We start from the raw sequence: 18,427 nt of genomic DNA, 5'->3' as shown, positions 1-18,427 counted from the left end.
CCCCCGCCCACCCCGACCGACCCACAGTCCTCAGTCCTGGGTCCAGCCCGCTCCGCACACCCCCTCGCTGTTGCACCGCCCTCGCGGCACACTGGCCCACACCATCCTCGCGGCGCCACGCGCTCGGACCAAGCGCTGTCGCCCAAACGCAGCACTTTCGGCGCGAACCCGGCCGAACGACTCCTCCGGGGTCCATTCGCACCCCGCGCCGAGGTCCGCGCGCCTCGTGGGTGCGCGTAATGGGTGCGGAGCCCAACAAAGAGTGCGGCCGTTGATTGACGGCTTGTGCTGGCACGGCATTGGCTGTGGGCAGGCGACTGGGGCACCGCTACTGTCGGGGGATGCCGATCAGCACTGCACAGTTGTCCCCTGCCGCGCTCGAGTTCGTTGCCGAGCGGCATCTTGCCACCTTGACCACGCTGCGCGCCGATGGGACGCCGCATGTGGTGGCGGTGGGGTTCACCTGGGATGCGGAGGCGGGGATCGCGCGCGTGATCACCAATGACGGGTCGGTGAAGGTGCGCAATGTGCGGCGCTCCGGGTATGCGGCGGTGAGCCAGGTGGATGGGATCCGTTGGCTCACCCTGGAAGGACCGGCCACCGTGCTCGACGATCCGGACAACGTCAGCGAGGCGGTCGACCGGTACGCGGGCCGGTATCGGGTGCCCCGCGAGAACCCGACCCGCGTCGTCATCGCCATTCAAGTCCAGCGCGTACTCTCGAGCAGCACCCTCGCGCACGCGCCAGCCTGAATCGACTCCGGCAGAACTCTCAGAGCACGGTCAACCCGCGCGGCCGCTGGTTCATCGACTCGCAGCCGTCTTCGGTGACCACCACGATGTCCTCGATGCGCGCACCCCAGTCGCCGCGGAAGTAGATGCCGGGTTCGATGCTGAAGGCCATACCGGGTTGCAGGGGCAGGGTGTTGCCTACCACGATGTAGGGCTCCTCGTGGACCGAGAGTCCGATGCCGTGGCCGGTGCGATGGACGAAGGCGGATCCGAGACCGGCCTCGGTCAACACGTTTCGAGCGGCGGCGTCCACCGACTCCGCGGTGACGCCGGGACGAACGGCCGCAACGGCGGCGGCGTGGGCGCGTTCCAGTTCGGCAAATTGCGCGGCCACGGTGGACCCGGGCTCGCCGAGGACGTAGGTGCGGGTCGAGTCCGAGTAGTAGCCGGGTTCGACGGGGCCGCCGATATCGATGACGACCACGTCACCGGATTCGATGCGCCGGTCGGAAACGCCGTGGTGCGGATCCGCGCCGTGCGGTCCACTGCCGACGATGACGAAGGCCGCTTCGGTATGCCCCTCCTCGACGATCGCGGCCGCGATATCGGCGCCGACCTCGGCCTCGGTGCGCCCGACCCGCAGGAATTCGCCCATCCGCGCGTGCACCCGGTCGATGGCCGCACCCGCGCGGCGCAATGCCTCGATCTCGGCCTGATCCTTGATCATTCGCAATTCCCGCAGCACCGGGGTGGCCGAAACCGGCAGGCCGCTGACGGATTCGGCCAATGGCAGCAGATGCAGCGCGGGCATGACATCGGTGACCGCGACCCGGGATCCGACGTGCAGCGCCGACTTCACCAGCTGGTACGGATCGACGCCGTCGACCCAATCCAGCACCTGCAGACCGAGATCACCCGCGGCCGAACCCTCCAGCGAGGCCAACTCGAGCTTCGGGATCACCACCGCCGGAGTGGCGCCGTCGGCCGGGATCACCAGACAGGTCAGCCGCTCGAAGGATTCCGCCGCCGAGCCGATCAGGTAACGCAGATCCGGGCCCGGCGTGATCAATAAGGCATCCAGATGGGCGGAGCGCATCAACTGCACCGCCCGCTCGAGACGATCACCATAGACATCCGCCGCGAATCGGGATTCCGTGTGCGAGCTCATACTGCCGACGTTACCCGCCACCCCGATTACGCCGGACGCGAACGCCGATCGCATCAGGGTTGTCGGATCGGGCAGGTAGCCTCAGCGGCGTGAACGCTACGTCCGGTGGGCCCCTACTGTTGCTCGACGGCGCGAGCCTGTGGTTCCGCGCATTCCACGCGATTCCGGAGAAGATCACCGCACCCGACGGCCGCTCGGTGAATGCGCTGCGCGGCTTCACCGACATGGTGGCCTCGCTGATCACCAAGCACAGGCCGAGCAGGGTGGTCGTATGCCTGGATCTGGAATGGCGACCCGCCTTTCGGGTAGCGCTGGTGCCGACCTACAAAACCCACCGCCTCGATACAGCGGCCGATGCCGCACCCGGCGCCGAGGATGTGCCGGACACACTGACCCCACAGGTCGAGATGATCCTCGACGTCCTCGCCGCGGCCGGGATCGCCACCGGCGGCGCGGCCGGTCTGGAGGCCGATGACGTGCTCGGCACCCTGGCCACCCGCGAGCGCACCGATCCCGTGGTGGTCGTCAGCGGGGACCGCGATCTGCTCCAGCTCGTCCGCGATGAACCGGCGCCCCCGGTCCGCGTGCTCTACGCCGGACGCGGCCTGGCCAAGGCCGAACTGTTCGGCCCCGCCGAGGTATCCGCGAGATACGGTGTGCCACTGGAGAATGCGGGCCCGGCCTACGCGGATATGGCGACCCTGCGTGGCGACTCCTCCGACGGTCTGCCGGGCGTGGCCGGTATCGGTGAGAAGTCCGCCGCGACGCTGATCTGCCGATTCGGCTCGCTCGATGCGCTCACCGCCGCCGTCGCGGATCCCTCCGCTGACCTGGCCCAGGGCGTCCGCGCCAAATTACGAGCCGCCGAGGCCTATCTGAAGGCCGCCGCGCCGGTCACCCGCGTGGTCCGCGACGCCGATGTGGAACTGTCCCGCCCCGACACTCTCCCCACTACCCCCGCCGACCCGGATCGCCTGCGCGAACTGGCCACCGCCTACAACGCCGAAAGCCCGATAACTCGGCTGATCACGGCACTGACCGCCGCGCGCTCGGCGTGACCGCCAGGCCACCGCACCGGTGGTCACACATAAGAATTACGGCCTCACATGCCCGGTAACGACCTCGCAGAGTTGCAGCTTGTGCGAGGCACTTACGGCATGTGCTTCAGCAGAGCCCACTGAAGGGTTTGAGCAGCGGGGCCGCCCCACCGGCACCCGCTCACCAACCTGTCGGCCGCAGGCTCGAACCGTCAGTTCGGGCGGCCGACCTCGTAGGTGCCGTCGTCCTTGGTGATCTTGACGGTGACCTTCTTCTGCTCGCCGCTGACCTTCAGATCACAGGTGAACGTCGCGTCGACCTTGACCTGCTGACCGGACGGGCAGGACACATCGGCGACATCCTGGATCCCGTAGGAATCCGAGAGCACCTTCTTGACGCCATCCTGGACGGCGGCCTGATCGAGTTCGTCCTTACTGGTCAGCACGAGCACCAGCACCACGATGGCACCGATCACGGCGACCGCGAGCACACCTAGGCCGATGAACAGGCCCTTGCTCTTGCCACCACTGCTGGGCTGCGGCGCCTGCTGCTGCCATGGCTGCTGCTGGCCCTGCTGCCAAGGCTGCTGGACCTGCTGCGCCGACCAGTCCTGCGGCGGCTGCTGACCCCACTGCGGCTGACTCGGCTGACCGGGCTGAGGCTGGCCCCACTGCGGCTGACTCGGCTGACTGGGCTGGGGCTGACCCCACTGCGGCTGACTCGGCTGGCTCTGCGGGTTCGGCTGACCCCAAGGCTGCTGCTGCGCGTTCGGATCCCCCCACTGCTGGGTCGGCTGCGCCGCGGGCGTAGCACCCCACTGCTGAGTAGGCCCGGCTGCACCGGGTGCCTGCTGTCCGCCCCATTGCTGGGTGGGATCGTTGCGTCCCTCCTTGGGACCAGGGGCGTCGTTCGGTCCGTACGGGCCGCTCATCTGGTTGCCTCCACTCGCATCGTTATACACACGGTAGCCCCCCGCGTGAGACTCGTCGCACAACAGGACCAATCCGGTATGAGGCGCGATCCTGTCCGACTCCTCCGCCACGGTCGGTACGCGAAAGAAATCAAATCACAATCGAATCGGCTACGCGGCGTCCACGGCTACGACACCCCGTCGGATCGCCCGGACGGCCTTGGCCGCGGTCGCCGCGATCTCCGCATCGTCTGCGGTCCCGTGGATCTGATCGAGCAGATCGATCACCTGTCGGCACCACCGCACGAAATCACCCGCCGACAGTGGCGTGTTCTGATCACCGCTGGCCAGCAACGAATCGGCCAACCCATCGCCACGCGCCCATTTATAAACGCCGGTCACAAAACCGAGATCCGGTTCGCGGGTCGGCGGCAGCTTGTGCCGCGCCTCATCGGAGCGCAACTCGCTCCACACACCGACGGTCGCACCGACCGCACGCCGGATCGGCTCGGTCGGCCCGCTGGCGCCGAGATATCCACCCTCCTGGCGCGATTCGTACACCAGGATGGAGACCACCGCGGCCAATTCGGCCGGTCCGAGCCCGCGCCAGAGTCCCTTCCGCAGGCATTCGGCGACCAGCAGATCGCTTTCGGCGTAGATCCGCGCCAACCGGCGACCTTCCGAGGTCACCTCGCCCTCGTGTACGAAACCACGCTCCTCCAGCAGGCCGAGGATTCGATCGAAGGTGCGTGCCAGCGAATTGGTGGTCGCGGCAACCTTCTGGCGCATCGTCTCGGTCTCGCGCAGCAGCCGGTTGTAGCGCTCGCCGACCCGGCTCATCTGCTCGCGATCGGGTCGGGTGTGCGCCGGATGCGAACGCAGACTGCGTCGCAGCGTCGACAGTTCGCGATCATCGCCCGCCTTCGACCGATCGCCGCGCCGCTGCCGCCCCGGCGCCGAGATCCCGGTGCTGCGCAATGCCGATGCCAGATCCCGCCGGGTGCGCGCGGTCCGGTGATCGATCTTGCGTGGCAACCGCATATGCCCCAATGTCTTCGCGGGCACCGGGAAATCGGCGACCGACACCCGCCCGGCCCATTTGTCCTCGGTGAGCACCAACGGCCGCGGATCTCCAGGCGTGGCATCGGGTTCCAGGATCACCGCGAGCCCGGCTCGCCGCCCGGACGGAATCGCCACCACATCCCCGCGCCGCAGCGATACCAGCGCATCGACCGCGGCACCGCGCCGATCCGCGCGACCCTGCTGTTCGATCTGACGTTCCCGCTGCTTGATCCGCTCCCGCAGCGAAATGTATTCCAGGAAGCCGCCGTCCTCGCCGCCGAGCTGATCGCGCAACTTGCGCAACTGCCCTTCATTGCGTTCGATGCCACGTACCAGCCCCACCACCGACCGGTCCGCCTGGAACTGTGCAAAGGACCGTTCGAGCAGTGCACGCGACTCGTCTGCGCCCATCCGGTCGATCAGGTTGATGGACATGTTGTAGCCGGGCCGGAACGAACTGCGCAGCGGATAAGTCCGCGTCGAGGCCAAACCAGCGACCGCACTGGTGTCGACCTCCGGCTGCCACAGCACCACCGCATGGCCCTCGACATCGATGCCACGGCGCCCGGCGCGGCCCGTGAGCTGGGTGTACTCCCCCGGCGTCAGCTCGGCGTGTGATTCGCCATTGAACTTCACCAACCGCTCGAGCACCACCGTGCGCGCGGGCATATTGATGCCCAATGCCAGTGTCTCGGTAGCGAATACGGCCCGCACCAGACCGCGCACGAACAGTTCCTCGACGGTATGCCGGAACGCGGGCAGCATGCCCGCGTGATGCGCGGCCAGCCCGCGGTGCAGTGCTTCGCGCCACTCCCAGTAGCCGAGCACCTCGAGATCACCCTTGGGCAGATCCCCCGTGTGCTTCTCGATGATCGCGTCGATCTCTTCGGCCTCGTCCGCCCTGCTGAGATCCAGCCGCGAACGCAGGCACTGCGCGAGCGCACCGTCGCATCCGGCCCGGCTGAAGATGAAGGTGATCGCGGGCAGCAGCCCTTCCTCATCCAGTTTGGCCAGCACCTCCGGCCGTGGCAGCGGCCGGAAACTGCGGTTCCCGCCGCGACCGCCGCGCGGTCCGCCCCAGCCGTTCATCCGGTCGGCGGCCTCGCGATGGCGGATATAGCGGACGAGATCCTCGTCGACGAGCACCTTCTGCTCGCTGGAATTGGTGTCGAACAGGTCGAACATCCGCCGCCCGACCATCACGTGCTGCCACAGCGGCACCGGGCGGGTCTCATCGACCACCACCGCGGTATCGCCGCGCACGGTCTCCATCCACGCGCCGAACTCCTCGGCATTGCTGACCGTCGCCGACAGGCTGACCAGCCGCACATCCGGCGGCAGATGCAGGATGACCTCCTCCCACACCGCGCCACGGAACCGGTCGGCGAGGTAGTGCACCTCATCCATCACCACATACGACAGTCCGCGCAACGCGTCCGAGGAGGCGTAGAGCATATTGCGCAGCACCTCGGTGGTCATCACGACCACCGGCGCGTCCGGGTTGATGGACTGGTCCCCGGTGAGCAATCCGACCTGGTCGCGTCCGTGCCGCTCGGTCAGATCGGCGAACTTCTGATTCGACAGCGCCTTGATCGGTGTGGTGTAGAAACACTTTCCGCCCGCGGCCAGCGCGAGGTGCACCGCAAATTCGCCGACGACGGTCTTACCCGCGCCGGTCGGGGCACAGACCAGTACACTGTGCCCACCCTCGAGGGCCACACAGGCATTGCGCTGGAAGGGGTCCAACCCGAAAGTCAGCTCGGCGGAGAACTTGGCCAGCTCGCCCGCCTGCGACAGGTGATATGTCACCGTCAGAGGGTATCGGAGTAGTCCGACATGGGGCGCGCCGATTTCTCGGCCGGATCCATGATCGACTCGGCCGCGCTGATCGGCTCGGGTCCGGCGATCGAGGAGGCCTCCTCATCCGAGAGCGCCGCCAGGGCTTCGGCCTCCCGGCGCGCGCGTCGCCGATCGTTGATCCGGGACAACTGGATGGCGACCTCGAACAGCACCGTCAGCGCGAAGGCCAGCGCGAGCATCGAGAACGGATCCTGCGGGGTCACGATCGCGGCAAAGACGAAGAGCCCGAACACGATTCCGCGCCGCCACTTGGCGAGCTTCTCGTACTTGAGCACCCCGACCAGGTTCAATCCGACTACCAGCAGCGGGATTTCGAAGCTGACACCGAAGATCACCAGCAGATTGATGATAAAGCTGAAGTACTGCGAACCGCTCAGGGCCGTGATCTGCGCATTGTTGCCGATATTGAGCAGGAAGCTCAACGCATGCGCGACAACCCAATACGCCAGTACGGCACCGGTCACGAACAGCGCACTGCCCGAGGTGACGAACCCGACCGCGTACTTGCGTTCCTTCACATACAGGCCCGGCGTGATGAACGCCCAGATCTGATACAGCCATACCGGGGCGGCGAGCACGACACCCGCGGTCATGCCGACCTTCAACCGCAGCATGAACTGTTCGAACGGCGCGGTCGCCAACAGGCGGCAGGCGCCGTCGGCGGTCAACACGGCCCGCGACGAGGCGGGCAGCGAACAGTACGGTCCGGTCAGCACCGATCCGAGGCTTTCGATGCCGAAGATCGTGTGCGCATACCAGAAGAAGCCGAACAGCGTGGTGACGACGACCGCGGCGATCGAAATCAGCAGCCGACGACGCAGCTCCTGCAGATGCTCGACCAACGACATGGTGCCGTCGGGATTCGTCCTGCGCTTACTGCGCCGGGGATCGAACGGGATTCGCATGGTGGTGTGTTGGCCCCTGGGGTCGAAGGTGCCCGCGGCGGTCGGCGGGCAACAGCACTACACCCGGAGCGAGTTCGCACTCACCCCGGCGGCAACGCTTGGCTCAGAGCGACTTCGGCTGTGCCTGGGGCTCTGCTTGCGGCTGGGTCACCGTCGGCTGGACGACCGGAGCCTGCGGAAGCTCCGCGGCCGGTTGCTGGGCCGGTGCTGCACTCGCCTGTGCGCTGCTCTCGTTCTGCATCTGGCTGACTTCGCTCTTGAAGATGCGCAGCGAGCGGCCCAGGCTACGGGCAGCATCGGGCATACGCTTCGCGCCGAAGAACATCACGAAGACCGCGGCGATGATCAGCCAGTGCCAGATGCTCAGACTGCCCATAATTAACCTCCAAAGAATGTGGTAGCTCTGATGCTACCGGACTATGACATGGGGGAACTCCGGCGTTGATGTGCGTTTACTCCCCCGTCTCCCCGAGCCTTTTGCCGGTCGTAGGTGCCTCGACAGCACCGTCGCGGACCGGCGATGGAATGGTCCGCTCAGTGCTGGGCGAACCCGACGAGTTACCCATGTGCTCACGAAATCAGGCGTTCCTCGGGTCCGCCGCAGCGCGCAGCTGATCCAGCAATTCCGGTCCGGTCCAGGTGCGCCGGTCGCCGTGTTCGGCGGCCACGATCAGTTCGATGAGGCGCTGGTTCACCGGTGTCGGCAGTCCGACCATCGCCCCGAGGCTCACGATCTCCCCGCACAACCAGGAGATTTCGGTCTTCCGCCCGAGCGCGAGGTCATCGGCCATGGACGAGCGGGCCTCCGGATCAACGGCGAGGACCTTGGCGGCGACCCGGGTGAAGATCGCGTCCGGAACGGTGAGCACCCGGGCCATCAACTCCGGCGGCAGCGGTGTCAGCCGGGCCGGGCGAATGCGCGCCCGCTTCATCGCGGCGAGCGCCTCGCCCTGGGTCAGCGCCAGGCAGCGGCGATAGTCGCGGTCGGCCAGCTCCTCCCGCAAGGGGCGACCCGACAGTGCATTGATGGGGTTGTTGAGGTTGAGCAGCAGCTTCGCCCATTGCACCGGTAGCAGGTCCGGATGGCGACGCAACGTCAGGCCGGCCCGTGCGAAGACGTCGGTGAACGCGCCGAGCGCCGGATCGTCCGCCACCGCGAGCCCGCCGTCGGTGCCTCGATGGAAGCGGCCCTCGGCCTGGTGCACGACATTGAACATCACCATGCCCGCCAGCACCACGCAGGTGGGCAGGATCTCGCGGATCACCGCATCGTTGCCGATCCCGTTCTGCAGGCTCAGCACCACAGTGCCGGGACGGATCTTGCCATCGAGATCGCGCACAGCCGTCGCGGTCGCCGCCGACTTCACCGTTACCAGCACCAAGTCGGCGGATCCGACATCCACGGGGGTGGTCGCGACCCGGACCACATCGCCGGCCACCGAGACATCGCCGCCGTCCAGATCGGTGAGCCGCAGCCCGGACGCGCTGATCTCGTCCACTGCCCGCTGCCGACCGACGAAGGTCACATCGGCCCCGGCCGCCGCGAGCTTCCCGCCGACGAACGATCCGATGCTCCCGGCGCCGAGGACCAGCACCCGAGCGGGCACCATCATGTCACTCACGCCGATCCAGCCTCCGTGCGTTCATCTGGTCTCCAGGAAACCGGCCGCCTCATAGGCGGCAAGGGCGGCATTCGAGCGCTCACGTACCGCGGCGATCAATTCCGGCGGACCGAGCACGGTGACACCGGAACCGAAGCCGAGCAACAGCCGCGCCATCCAGTCCAGGGTCGCGAAACGCATGGTCGCCTCGATGCTGCCGTCCGGATGCACCGCCATCCGGTGCATCGGATACTGGTCGAGCACCCAGCCGTAGTCGCCGCGAATACGCAAGCGCGCCAATGGAACCGCGGGATCGTCCTGGAACAGGTCGAGTGCCGCGGACTCTTCGGTCGCATGGCTCGGTGGGCGGGCGGGCTCATCGAGTTCGGTGGCCGCCTCGATCCGGTCGAAACGGAACAGCCGCACTCCCTCGGCCTGCCTGCACCAGGCCTGCAAATAGCTGTTGTTGTCCACTAGGACAATACGAATGGGATCGACGACACGTTCGGAGACCACATCGCGACTCGCCGAGTAGTAGACCAGCCGCAGCGCGCGCTGGCGGGCCAGCGCGGAACGCACCGTCGCAACGGCCGGTGCCTCGGTCGGCGGCAGCTGCTCGCGGGATTCGGCGTCATCGATGGTCTTGCCGCCGACAATGGCGGATTCGAGTTTGGCGATCGCCGCATGCGCCGCGGTCGGATCGACCATGCCCGGCATATCCACGATCGACCGGAGCGCCACCAGTAGCGCGGTCGCCTCGGTGGAGGTCAGGCGCAGCGGGCGGTCGATACCCGCCGAAAAGGTGACCTCGATACTCTCCTCGGAGAACGACAGGTCGATCAGATCGCCGGGACCATAGCCGGGCAGACCGCACATCCACAGCTGGTTGAGATCGCTCATCAGCTGCTTGGTCGTAACCCCCAGGTCGGCCGCGGCCTCGGCGGCGCTGATGCCCGGATTGGCGATGAAGTACGGAATCATGTTCAGCAGCCGCGAGAGCCGAACCGAGAGCCGACTGCGCTCACTCATGACTGCACCTCGCCGGCGCTCGGCTCCGTCATCAGCGAAGGATGCTCAGCTGTGCTCATCGTTGGCTCGCTGCACTCGCTCATGCGGTGACCTCCGTATGGTCGAACACCGAACGCAGGCGCTCGACCACATCCGCGCGCAGTTCCGGTGGTGCCAGCACCACGGCGTCGGGCCCGAGCCCGGTGATCAAGCGCGCCAACCAGTCTCGGGATCGGATCGGGAGTTCGACGACCACACCGGTGCGGTCGCCGATGGACCGCTGCTCCAGTATCGGTCCGAGCCTGCGGATTTCGCGTCCGTGGCCATCGGCCACCCACACCGTCGCGGTGCCACTGACCGGGGCGCTGCCGGTGACTGTGCCGACGATCTCCCGCAGGTCGACGCCCTCGGGCTTGCCGATCGCATTCGGCGGGCCATAGGCGGTCACATCGTCGCCGATGCGCGATAGCCGGAAGCTGCGGACCGCTTCCCGGTTCCGGTCGTGCCCGACCAGATACCAGCGGCCGTTATGGGTCACCACGCCCCAGGGCTCGACATCGCGCATGACGTAGGGCTCGTTGATCGCACCCCGATGTTCGAAGCGCACCGCCTGACCGGCATCGATGGCGGCGAGCAGCTTGCCGAGCACCGCATCCGATCCGCGGGTGCGCGCTGGAACCGCGGGCACCGACGCCACCGCGGCATCGGTCTCCACATGAATCCCGGCCGCGCGCAATTTCAACAGCGCGCCCTCGGCCGCGGCAGCCAGTTCCGGCGACTCCCACATCTGCACCGCGACCGCGACCGCCGCCGCTTCCTCACTGGTCAGATCGATCTCGGGCAGCTCATAGGCATCCCGGTTGATCCGGTAGCCCTCCACTGTCGAATATCGGCTCACCTGCCCGACCTCCAGGGGAATGCCCAGGTCACGCAGTTCGTTCTTATCCCGCTCGAACATTCGACTGAATGCTTCGTCGCTGGCCGAATCCTCGTACCCCGCGACGCTGTCCCGAATCCGCTCCGCGGTCAGGAATTGCCGGGTCGACAGCAGCGCGATGACCAGATTCATCAGCCGCTCGACCTTGGATATCGCCACTCGACACAGGGTAATCGGCCCGCCGCCACGACCGCGCGTCGGCGCGCGATTCCCCCCATTCCGGTTACCGCGCCGCCATCATGGACCCATGATCATCGCGTTCTCTGTGACACCACTGGGTGATGGTGTCGATGTCGGCCGAGCCGTCGCCGAAGCGGTCCGAGTGGTGCGAGCCAGCGGCCTCCCGAACCGCACCGACGCCATGTTCACCACCATCGAGGGCGAATGGGACGAGGTGATGGCCGTGGTCAAGTCCGCCACCGATGCCATCCTCGCCGCGGCACCGCGCTGCAGTCTCGTGCTCAAGGCCGATATCCGCCCGGGTGTCACGGGCGCGATCACCTCGAAGGTGGAGACCGTCGAGCGCTATCTGGCGGAGGGCTAGCCGCGCCCGTGCCGGCCCCACCTGGGTACGGCCGAACCGCCTACATCGAGGCGATCAAGCGATCCACCCGCTCGTCGACCGAGCGGAACGGGTCCTTGCACAGCACCGTTCGCTGCGCTTGGTCGTTGAGCTTCAGGTGCACCCAGTCGACCGTGAAATCGCGGCCCGCCTCCTGAGCCGCGGTGATGAAGTCACCGCGGAGTTTGGCGCGGGTGGTCTGCGGTGGGGTGTCCACGGCGGCGTCGACGGCATCGTCCTCGGTGACGCGCTTGGCCAGGCCCTTGCGCTGCAGCAGGTCGAAGACGCCGCGACCGCGCTTGATGTCGTGGTAGGCCAGATCCAGCTGGGCGATCTTGGGGTCGGACAGCTCCATGCCGTAGCGGTCCTGGTAGCGCTGGAAGAGTTTGCGCTTGATCACCCAGTCCACCTCGGTATCGACCTTGGCGAAGTCCTGTGCCTCGACCGCGTCCAGGGTGCGGCCCCACAGGTCGACGACCTGGTCGATATTCGGGTCGCGGTCCCGGTTGCGCAGGTGCTCGACGGCGCGGGCGTAGTACTCGCGCTGGATTTCGAGTGCGCTGGCCTGCCGTCCACCGGCGAGCCGGACCGGACGACGGCCGGTCAGGTCGTGGCTGACCTCGCGGATAGCGCGGATCGGATTGTCCAGGGCGAAATCGCGGAACGAGACGCCCGCCTCGATCATCTCCAGCACCAGTGCCGCGGTGCCGACCTTGAGCATGGTGGTGGTCTCGGACATATTCGAATCGCCGACGATGACGTGCAGGCGGCGGTACTTCTCCGCATCCGCGTGCGGCTCGTCGCGGGTATTGATGATGGGCCGCGAGCGGGTGGTCGCCGAGGAGACGCCCTCCCAGATGTGCTCGGCGCGCTGCGAGAGGCAGAAGGTGGCGGCCTTCGGCGTCTGCAGCACCTTGCCCGCGCCGCAGATCAGCTGGCGGGTGACCAGGAACGGCAGCAATACGTCCGAAATGCGGGAGAACTCCCCCGCACGCACAACAAGGAAGTTCTCGTGGCAGCCGTAGGAGTTGCCCGCGGAGTCCGTGTTGTTTTTGAACAGGTAGATATCGCCGCCGATGCCTTCCTCCGCGAGGCGCTGCTCGGCGTCGATCAGCAATTCCTCCAGCACGCGCTCACCGGCCCGGTCGTGGGTGACCAGCTGCGCCAAGTTGTCGCACTCTGCGGTGGCGTACTCCGGATGCGACCCGACATCGAGGTAGAGCCGAGCACCGTTGCGGAGGAACACGTTAGAGCTACGGCCCCAGGAAACTACCCGGCGGAACAAATACCGGGCCACCTCGTCGGGGCTGAGCCGACGGTGTCCGTGGAAGGTGCACGTCACACCGAATTCGGTCTCGATCCCCATGATTCGTCGCTGCACACTATCGACATTACAGCCATGTCATGCACTCGCGTGGGGCTGCGGACAACCCCGATGCATACGTCTTCACAACAATTTCGCACGTGAGCGCAACGTTCAACCGAAAACCATCGCCCATGACAAAGGCCCTCCCGATAAATCGAGAGGGCCTTCGCGGTGGCACGAACCCGGTGAACTACTCCGACTTCGGAGCGTCCTTCGACTCCTCCTCGGCCGCGGCCGTCGCTGCCGCCGCCTTGGCCTTACTGCCCGACTTACCGCTGGTCAGCAACTGCTCCAAGGTCGGACCGGCAACCCGCCGGAAGGCACGCCGCGGCCGGGCCTGCTCCAGGGTGGCGACCTCGAGTGAGCTCACGCCCAGGACGCGCTTGTCCTTATCCGCGGTGCCCTCGGGCACTCCCGCCTGTAGCGCCTTGACCGCCACGGCGACGGCATTGGCCAGGTCGAGGCCGGACTTGTAGGACGCCTTCAACGCGGTCAGGATCGGCTCGGTCGTGCCGCCCATCACCACGTATTCGCGCTCGTCCACGATCGAACCGTCGAAGGTGATCCGGTACAGCACCGATTCCGGTGACTGCTCCGGATAGCCCACCTCGGCCACGCAGATCTCGACCTCGTAGGGCTTGAGTTGATCGGTGAAGATCGTGCCGAGAGTTTGCGCGTAGGCGTTGGCCAGTCCGCGACCGGTGACATCGCGCCGGTCGTACTGGTAGCCCTTCAGGTCGGCCTGCAGGATGCCGCCGCGGCGCAGTGCCTCGAACTCGTTGTACTTGCCGACGGCCGCGAACCCGACCCGGTCGTACAGCTCACTCACCTTGTGCAGCGTTGCCGACGGATTCTCCGCGACGAACAGCACACCCTTGTCGTAGGTCAGCACGATCACACTGCGACCGCGGGCGATACCCTTGCGCGCGAGTTCGGTCTTATCGCGCATGATCTGTTCGGCCGACGCGTAATACGGCAGTGTCATGCTGAGGCACTCCCCTCTTCCGCGGCCTCGCGATCGGCGACGATCGCCCGCGTGATCTCCTCCAACCGCGATTCGGTCACCTCATCGGCGCCCTCATCATTGATCACGATCGCCGTCGGGTAGATGCCGCGCACCAGATCCGGACCGCCGGTGGCGGTATCGTCGTCGGCCGCGTCGAACAGCGATTCGACGGCGATCCGCAACGCGCGGTCCTCATCGATTCCCTTGGCGTACAGCTTCTTCAAAGACGATTTCGCGAACATCGAACCCGAGCCGACCGCGGTGTAGCCGAACCGCTCCTCGCTGCGCCCGCCGACCACGTCGTAGGACACGATGCGACCCGCCTTATCCGGATCGGTGGCGTGCTGGTCGTAGCCGACCAGCACGGGAACCACCGCAAGACCCTGGAGTGCAGCAGGGAGGTTGTCGCGCACCATCTTCGACAGCTTGTTGGCCTTGCCGTCGAAGGTCAGCGAGACGCCCTCGATCTTCTCGTAGTACTCCAACTCCACTGCGAACAACCGCACCATCTCGATGGCCATACCCGCGGTGCCCGCGATACCGGCCGCCGAATAGGTGTCGGTGATGTAGACCTTCTCGATATCCCTGCTGGCCAACAGGTTTCCCTGGGTGGCCCGCCGGTCACCGGCGATCAGCACACCGCCGCGGAACGAGACCGCCACGATGGTGGTTCCATGCGGAGCCAGATCCTTCGCGGCGGTGCCACCGGAGATTCCGGTGGCACCCTCGATCGCGCCGAATCGGTTGGCTGGCAACAGTTCCGGTGCGTGCATGCGCAGGTGCTCGGTGAACGACGAGAGGGCGTGCCCCGGGTGGAGACGCAAGGGGTCACCTGCTGTCACTGGCCGCCCTTCTGCACATACGCGCGAACGAAGTCTTCCGCGTTCTCCTCGAGCACATCATCGATCTCATCGAGCAGGTCGTCGGTGTCCTCCGCCAGTTTCTCGCGGCGCTCCTGACCGGCGGCGTCGACGCCCTCCGGGCCCTCGTCCTCGTCGCCGCCCCCGGCGCGCTTGGTCTGCTCTTGTGCCATGGCAGCCGACCTCCTCTGTCCTCATCATGACCAGGGCTCCATTCTGAGCACGACCCTGATCATGAGCAATGTCCGTGCCCGTATCTCAACACTACCCAGCCATACCGACACTGTGCTCTGTTATCGCCCGTGCGGGCGCGGCGTGTTCGCGGCCCCTTGGCCTCGCGTCCGAGCCGTCGAGACTCGCGCCTGCGGCGCATGCGCTTCGAGAACTCCGACATGAGACTGGCCGCGAACCCCTCGCTCGTACAACTCGCTCCGTGCCGCGTATGTTCGCGATACTCGTTGCTACCTGGGCTTATTCGCCCATCTGGGCTAGGTGGTGAGCTGTTCGACCAACTCAGCGGCGGTATGCACCCCGTCGAGCAGCTTGCCGACGTGTGCCTTGGTGCCGCGGCGCGGTTCCAGGGTCGGGATGCGCACCAGAGAATCGCCACCAAGGTCGAAGATCACAGAATCCCAGCTGGCGGCGGCGATATCGGCACCGAATCGACGCAGACATTCGCCCCGGAAGTAGGCGCGGGTGTCGGTCGGCGGCTTGGTCATCGCGTCGAGGACCTGCTGTTCGTTGACCAGGCGCTTCATCGACCCGCGCGCGACCAGGCGGTTGTAGAGCCCCTTGTCCAGGCGCACATCGGAGTACTGCAGGTCCATCAGGTGCAGCTTGGGCGCGGCCCAGCTCAGGCCCTCACGCTTGCGCATGCCCTCGAGCAGGCGCAGTTTGGCGGGCCAGTCGAGCAGGTTGGCGCATTCCATCGGATCGCGTTCGAGCAGGTCGAGCACCATGGCCCAGTTCTCCAGGATGTCCTTGACCCGCTCGTCATCGTTGCCGCTGCGGGCCACGAATTTCTCCACCCGGTCCAGGTAGATGCGCTGCAACGCGAGTCCGGTGAGTTCCCGGCCGTCGGTGAGCGCCACCGTCGCGCGCAGGGTCGGATCGTGGCTGATCTGGTGCACCGCGGTGACCGGGCGGGCCAGTTGCAGATCCGACAGATCCTCGCCCGCTTCGATCAGGTCGAGCACCAGCGCGGTGGTGCCGACCTTGAGGTAGGTCGACATTTCGGCGAGGTTGGCGTCGCCGATGATGACGTGCAGGCGGCGGTATTTGTCCGCGTCGGCGTGCGGTTCGTCGCGGGTATTGATGATGCCGCGCTTGAGTGTGGTCTCCAGGCCGACCTCGACCTCGATGTAGTCGGCGCGCTGGGACAGCTGGAATCCGGCGTGGTCACCGGACTGGCCGATGCCGACCCGACCGGAGCCGCAGATCACCTGACGGGAGACGAAGAACGGGGTGAGGCCGACGATGATCTGGTTGAACGGGGTGTCGCGGCTCATCAGGTAGTTCTCATGGGTGCCGTAGGAGGCGCCCTTGCCGTCGACATTGTTCTTGTACAGCTGAAGCCGCGGCGCGCCGGGCACGCTGGAGGCGTGCCGGGCCGCCGCTTCCATGACGCGTTCGCCCGCTTTGTCCCAGATGACCGCCTCCAGCGGGTCGGTGACCTCCGGCGCGGAGTACTCCGGGTGGGCGTGGTCGACGTAGAGCCGGGCACCGTTGGTGAGGATCATATTGGCCGCGCCGACCTCGTCGGCGTCGATCACGGGGGCCGGACCGTTCATCCGGCTCAGGTCGAAACCGCGGGCATCGCGTAGCGGCGACTCCACCTCATAATCCCAGCGCGTGCGCTTCGCGCGCGGCACACCCTCGGCGGCCGCATAGGCGAGAACCGCTTGGGTGGAGGTCAGGATCGGGTTGGCGGACGGCTCGGTGGGGGTGGATATGCCGTATTCGACCTCGATGCCGATGATGCGCTGCATACGTCGAGCCTAGGCGACGCCAGCTCGCCGTTTGTCGGGACCGGCGGCATCGGCGATCGACGGTGGACCGCAATGTCATACCGAGGGTGGTACTTCCGAAGGATACGTGCAGGCCGCGGCGGCCCGGATATTCGGAGGATGACCGATTCGATCGTCGAAATCACCGGACGCGGGCGCAAGCCGGACGAGCCGATCACCGCCGCACCGACGGCCTCCGCGCGGCTGGTCGCCCTGGACGTGCTGCGCGGCATCGCGATCCTGGGCACGCTCGGCACCAATATCTGGATCCTCACCAATGCCGAGGGCCTGGTCGGGTACCTCGACGAACTGGGCAGGTCGGCAACCGGCTGGATGTGGGCAGAGCGGGTGCTGCAGCAACTGGCCCAGGGCAAATTCCTCGGATTGCTCACCATCATGTTCGGCATCGGCCTCGCCATCCAGCAGGGTTCCGCGGTGCGCGGTGGGCGACGGTGGCCCGGTAGCTATCCGTGGCGGGCCGGACTGCTGTTCCTCGACGGTGTGCTGAACTTCGTCTTCATCGCGGAGTTCGACGTGCTGATGGGGTATGCGGTCACCGGACTTGTCGTTGCCTGCATCCTCGCGACAAGTGAACGCGCGCAACGTCGTTGGCTGGTCATCGCGGCGGGCCTCCATATCGCAATGCTCACCCTCATCGGGATCGCGATGTCCCTTGCCGATCAGCAGGATTCGACGCGACGTGAAGCGCTGGACCCGAATCCCTATGCGGACGGATCATTCTGGGATCTGGTGCTGTTCCGGCTGGAGCATGCGGGCATGTTCCGTTTCGAGCCGATCTTCATCTTCCCGATGTCGATCGCGCTGTTCCTCGCCGGTGCGCGGTTGTTCCGGGCCGGAGTGTTCCGGCCGGAGGGCGCACGCCTGCGCCGCCGACTCATGATCATCGGATTCGCGATCGCCGCGCCGATCGACCTGGTGGTCGGCGTGCTCGGCGGCGGTGACCTGGTGTTGCTGACCAGATACGGTAGCGCCCCGTTCGTCGCCTTCGGCCTGCTCGCGGCGGTCGCCGAGTTCTACCTGCGCCGCCCGCGCGTCGGATTCGTCGGCAGGCGGCTCACCGAGGTCGGCCGTACCGCGTTGAGCTGCTATATCCTGCAGAATCTCGTCGCTTCGATCCTGTGCTACGGCTGGGGCTTCGGGCTGGCCGCGCACGTGTCCGCCGATGCCAGGGTGCCGTTCACGATGGGTATCTACCTGACGGTCGCGCTGATCATCGTGACCGCCGCGCACCTGTGGCTGCGCCGGTTCGAGCGCGGTCCGGTCGAGTGGATGTGGAATCTGAGCTATCGAGCGTTGGCCCGTGAACGCTGAGTCAACCCCGCGCTGATATATAACGCCGCAGCTCGAGGACCGGAAATCCGGAAAATGGCGGCCGCATGCGGCCGA

Annotated in this window: 17 protein-coding genes; 4 read left to right on the top strand and 13 right to left on the bottom strand. The window is 66.6% G+C overall.

Features of this window, described 5'->3' with window-relative positions; all coding sequences use genetic code 11:
- Nucleotides 1-341: 341 nt before the first annotated feature.
- Nucleotides 342-752 (top strand): PPOX class F420-dependent oxidoreductase, encoded by a 411-nt coding sequence (locus ABZ293_RS09680; protein ID WP_355178996.1) that lies wholly within the window; start codon nucleotides 342-344, stop codon nucleotides 750-752.
- Between the two features lie 19 nt (nucleotides 753-771).
- On the opposite strand, the gene ABZ293_RS09675 is transcribed toward ABZ293_RS09680, so the two are convergent.
- Nucleotides 772-1,899: a Xaa-Pro peptidase family protein gene (locus ABZ293_RS09675; RefSeq protein ID WP_355178994.1), complete on the bottom strand. Its 1,128-nt coding sequence runs from the start codon at nucleotides 1,897-1,899 to the stop codon at nucleotides 772-774.
- 89 nt (nucleotides 1,900-1,988) lie between these two features.
- Here ABZ293_RS09675 and ABZ293_RS09670 point away from each other — a divergent pair, with 89 nt between their 5' ends.
- On the top strand, nucleotides 1,989-2,957 hold the full coding sequence (locus tag ABZ293_RS09670) for a 5'-3' exonuclease (protein ID WP_355178992.1): 969 nt from the start codon (nucleotides 1,989-1,991) through the stop codon (nucleotides 2,955-2,957).
- A gap of 191 nt (nucleotides 2,958-3,148) precedes the next feature.
- Here the strand turns inward: ABZ293_RS09670 and ABZ293_RS09665 are convergent, their stop codons facing one another.
- The 7 genes from ABZ293_RS09665 to ABZ293_RS09635 all read right to left on the bottom strand — a co-directional run bounded on the left by ABZ293_RS09665 (nucleotide 3,149) and on the right by ABZ293_RS09635 (nucleotide 11,379).
- On the bottom strand, nucleotides 3,149-3,868 hold the full coding sequence (locus ABZ293_RS09665) for a DUF4333 domain-containing protein (protein WP_355178990.1): 720 nt from the start codon (nucleotides 3,866-3,868) through the stop codon (nucleotides 3,149-3,151).
- A gap of 150 nt (nucleotides 3,869-4,018) precedes the next feature.
- Nucleotides 4,019-6,718: an RNA helicase gene (locus ABZ293_RS09660; protein WP_355178988.1), complete on the bottom strand. Its 2,700-nt coding sequence runs from the start codon at nucleotides 6,716-6,718 to the stop codon at nucleotides 4,019-4,021.
- Between the two features lie 2 nt (nucleotides 6,719-6,720).
- Entirely contained in the window at nucleotides 6,721-7,674 is a 954-nt protein-coding gene (tatC, locus tag ABZ293_RS09655; RefSeq protein ID WP_355178986.1) for a twin-arginine translocase subunit TatC, read from the bottom strand.
- A 103-nt stretch (nucleotides 7,675-7,777) separates the two neighbouring features.
- On the bottom strand, nucleotides 7,778-8,050 hold the full coding sequence (gene tatA / locus ABZ293_RS09650) for a Sec-independent protein translocase subunit TatA (RefSeq protein ID WP_354957970.1): 273 nt from the start codon (nucleotides 8,048-8,050) through the stop codon (nucleotides 7,778-7,780).
- Between the two features lie 202 nt (nucleotides 8,051-8,252).
- The gene (locus ABZ293_RS09645) at nucleotides 8,253-9,287 is read right to left on the bottom strand and encodes a 2-dehydropantoate 2-reductase (protein ID WP_355179128.1); all 1,035 of its coding nucleotides are present in this window, start codon (nucleotides 9,285-9,287) and stop codon (nucleotides 8,253-8,255) included.
- Between the two features lie 30 nt (nucleotides 9,288-9,317).
- Nucleotides 9,318-10,304 carry a YafY family protein gene (locus ABZ293_RS09640; protein WP_355178984.1) on the bottom strand — a complete coding sequence of 329 codons (987 nt, stop codon included), beginning with the start codon at nucleotides 10,302-10,304 and terminating at the stop codon, nucleotides 9,318-9,320.
- Nucleotides 10,305-10,383: 79 nt separating this feature from the next.
- Nucleotides 10,384-11,379: a YafY family protein gene (locus ABZ293_RS09635; RefSeq protein ID WP_355178982.1), complete on the bottom strand. Its 996-nt coding sequence runs from the start codon at nucleotides 11,377-11,379 to the stop codon at nucleotides 10,384-10,386.
- 88 nt (nucleotides 11,380-11,467) lie between these two features.
- On the opposite strand from ABZ293_RS09635, the gene ABZ293_RS09630 reads away from it, so the two are divergent.
- Entirely contained in the window at nucleotides 11,468-11,764 is a 297-nt protein-coding gene (locus ABZ293_RS09630; RefSeq protein WP_355178980.1) for an MTH1187 family thiamine-binding protein, read from the top strand.
- A 40-nt stretch (nucleotides 11,765-11,804) separates the two neighbouring features.
- Here ABZ293_RS09630 and pafA read toward each other — a convergent pair whose 3' ends face one another.
- The 5 genes from pafA to dop form a co-directional block, all read right to left on the bottom strand.
- A complete protein-coding gene (gene pafA, locus ABZ293_RS09625; RefSeq protein WP_354957974.1) occupies nucleotides 11,805-13,163 on the bottom strand; it encodes a Pup--protein ligase in 1,359 nt (452 codons plus the stop codon).
- 175 nt (nucleotides 13,164-13,338) lie between these two features.
- Complete coding sequence (gene prcA, locus ABZ293_RS09620; RefSeq protein WP_354957975.1) at nucleotides 13,339-14,133, bottom strand: proteasome subunit alpha; 795 nt, start codon at nucleotides 14,131-14,133, stop codon at nucleotides 13,339-13,341.
- On the bottom strand, nucleotides 14,130-14,996 hold the full coding sequence (gene prcB, locus ABZ293_RS09615; RefSeq protein ID WP_355178978.1) for a proteasome subunit beta: 867 nt from the start codon (nucleotides 14,994-14,996) through the stop codon (nucleotides 14,130-14,132). Before prcB ends, prcA begins: the two co-directional genes overlap by 4 nt.
- A complete protein-coding gene (locus ABZ293_RS09610) occupies nucleotides 14,993-15,187 on the bottom strand; it encodes a ubiquitin-like protein Pup (RefSeq protein WP_014351559.1) in 195 nt (64 codons plus the stop codon). Before ABZ293_RS09610 ends, prcB begins: the two co-directional genes overlap by 4 nt.
- Nucleotides 15,188-15,502: 315 nt before the next feature.
- On the bottom strand, nucleotides 15,503-17,002 hold the full coding sequence (dop, locus tag ABZ293_RS09605; RefSeq protein WP_355178976.1) for a depupylase/deamidase Dop: 1,500 nt from the start codon (nucleotides 17,000-17,002) through the stop codon (nucleotides 15,503-15,505).
- A 138-nt stretch (nucleotides 17,003-17,140) separates the two neighbouring features.
- On the opposite strand from dop, the gene ABZ293_RS09600 reads away from it, so the two are divergent.
- Entirely contained in the window at nucleotides 17,141-18,352 is a 1,212-nt protein-coding gene (locus tag ABZ293_RS09600; RefSeq protein ID WP_355178974.1) for a DUF418 domain-containing protein, read from the top strand.
- Nucleotides 18,353-18,427 lie beyond the last annotated feature (75 nt).

The organism is Nocardia sp. NPDC005998, assembly GCF_040614395.1.
GTDB lineage: Bacteria > Actinomycetota > Actinomycetes > Mycobacteriales > Mycobacteriaceae > Nocardia.
This window is presented reverse-complemented; position numbering and strand designations above follow the sequence as displayed.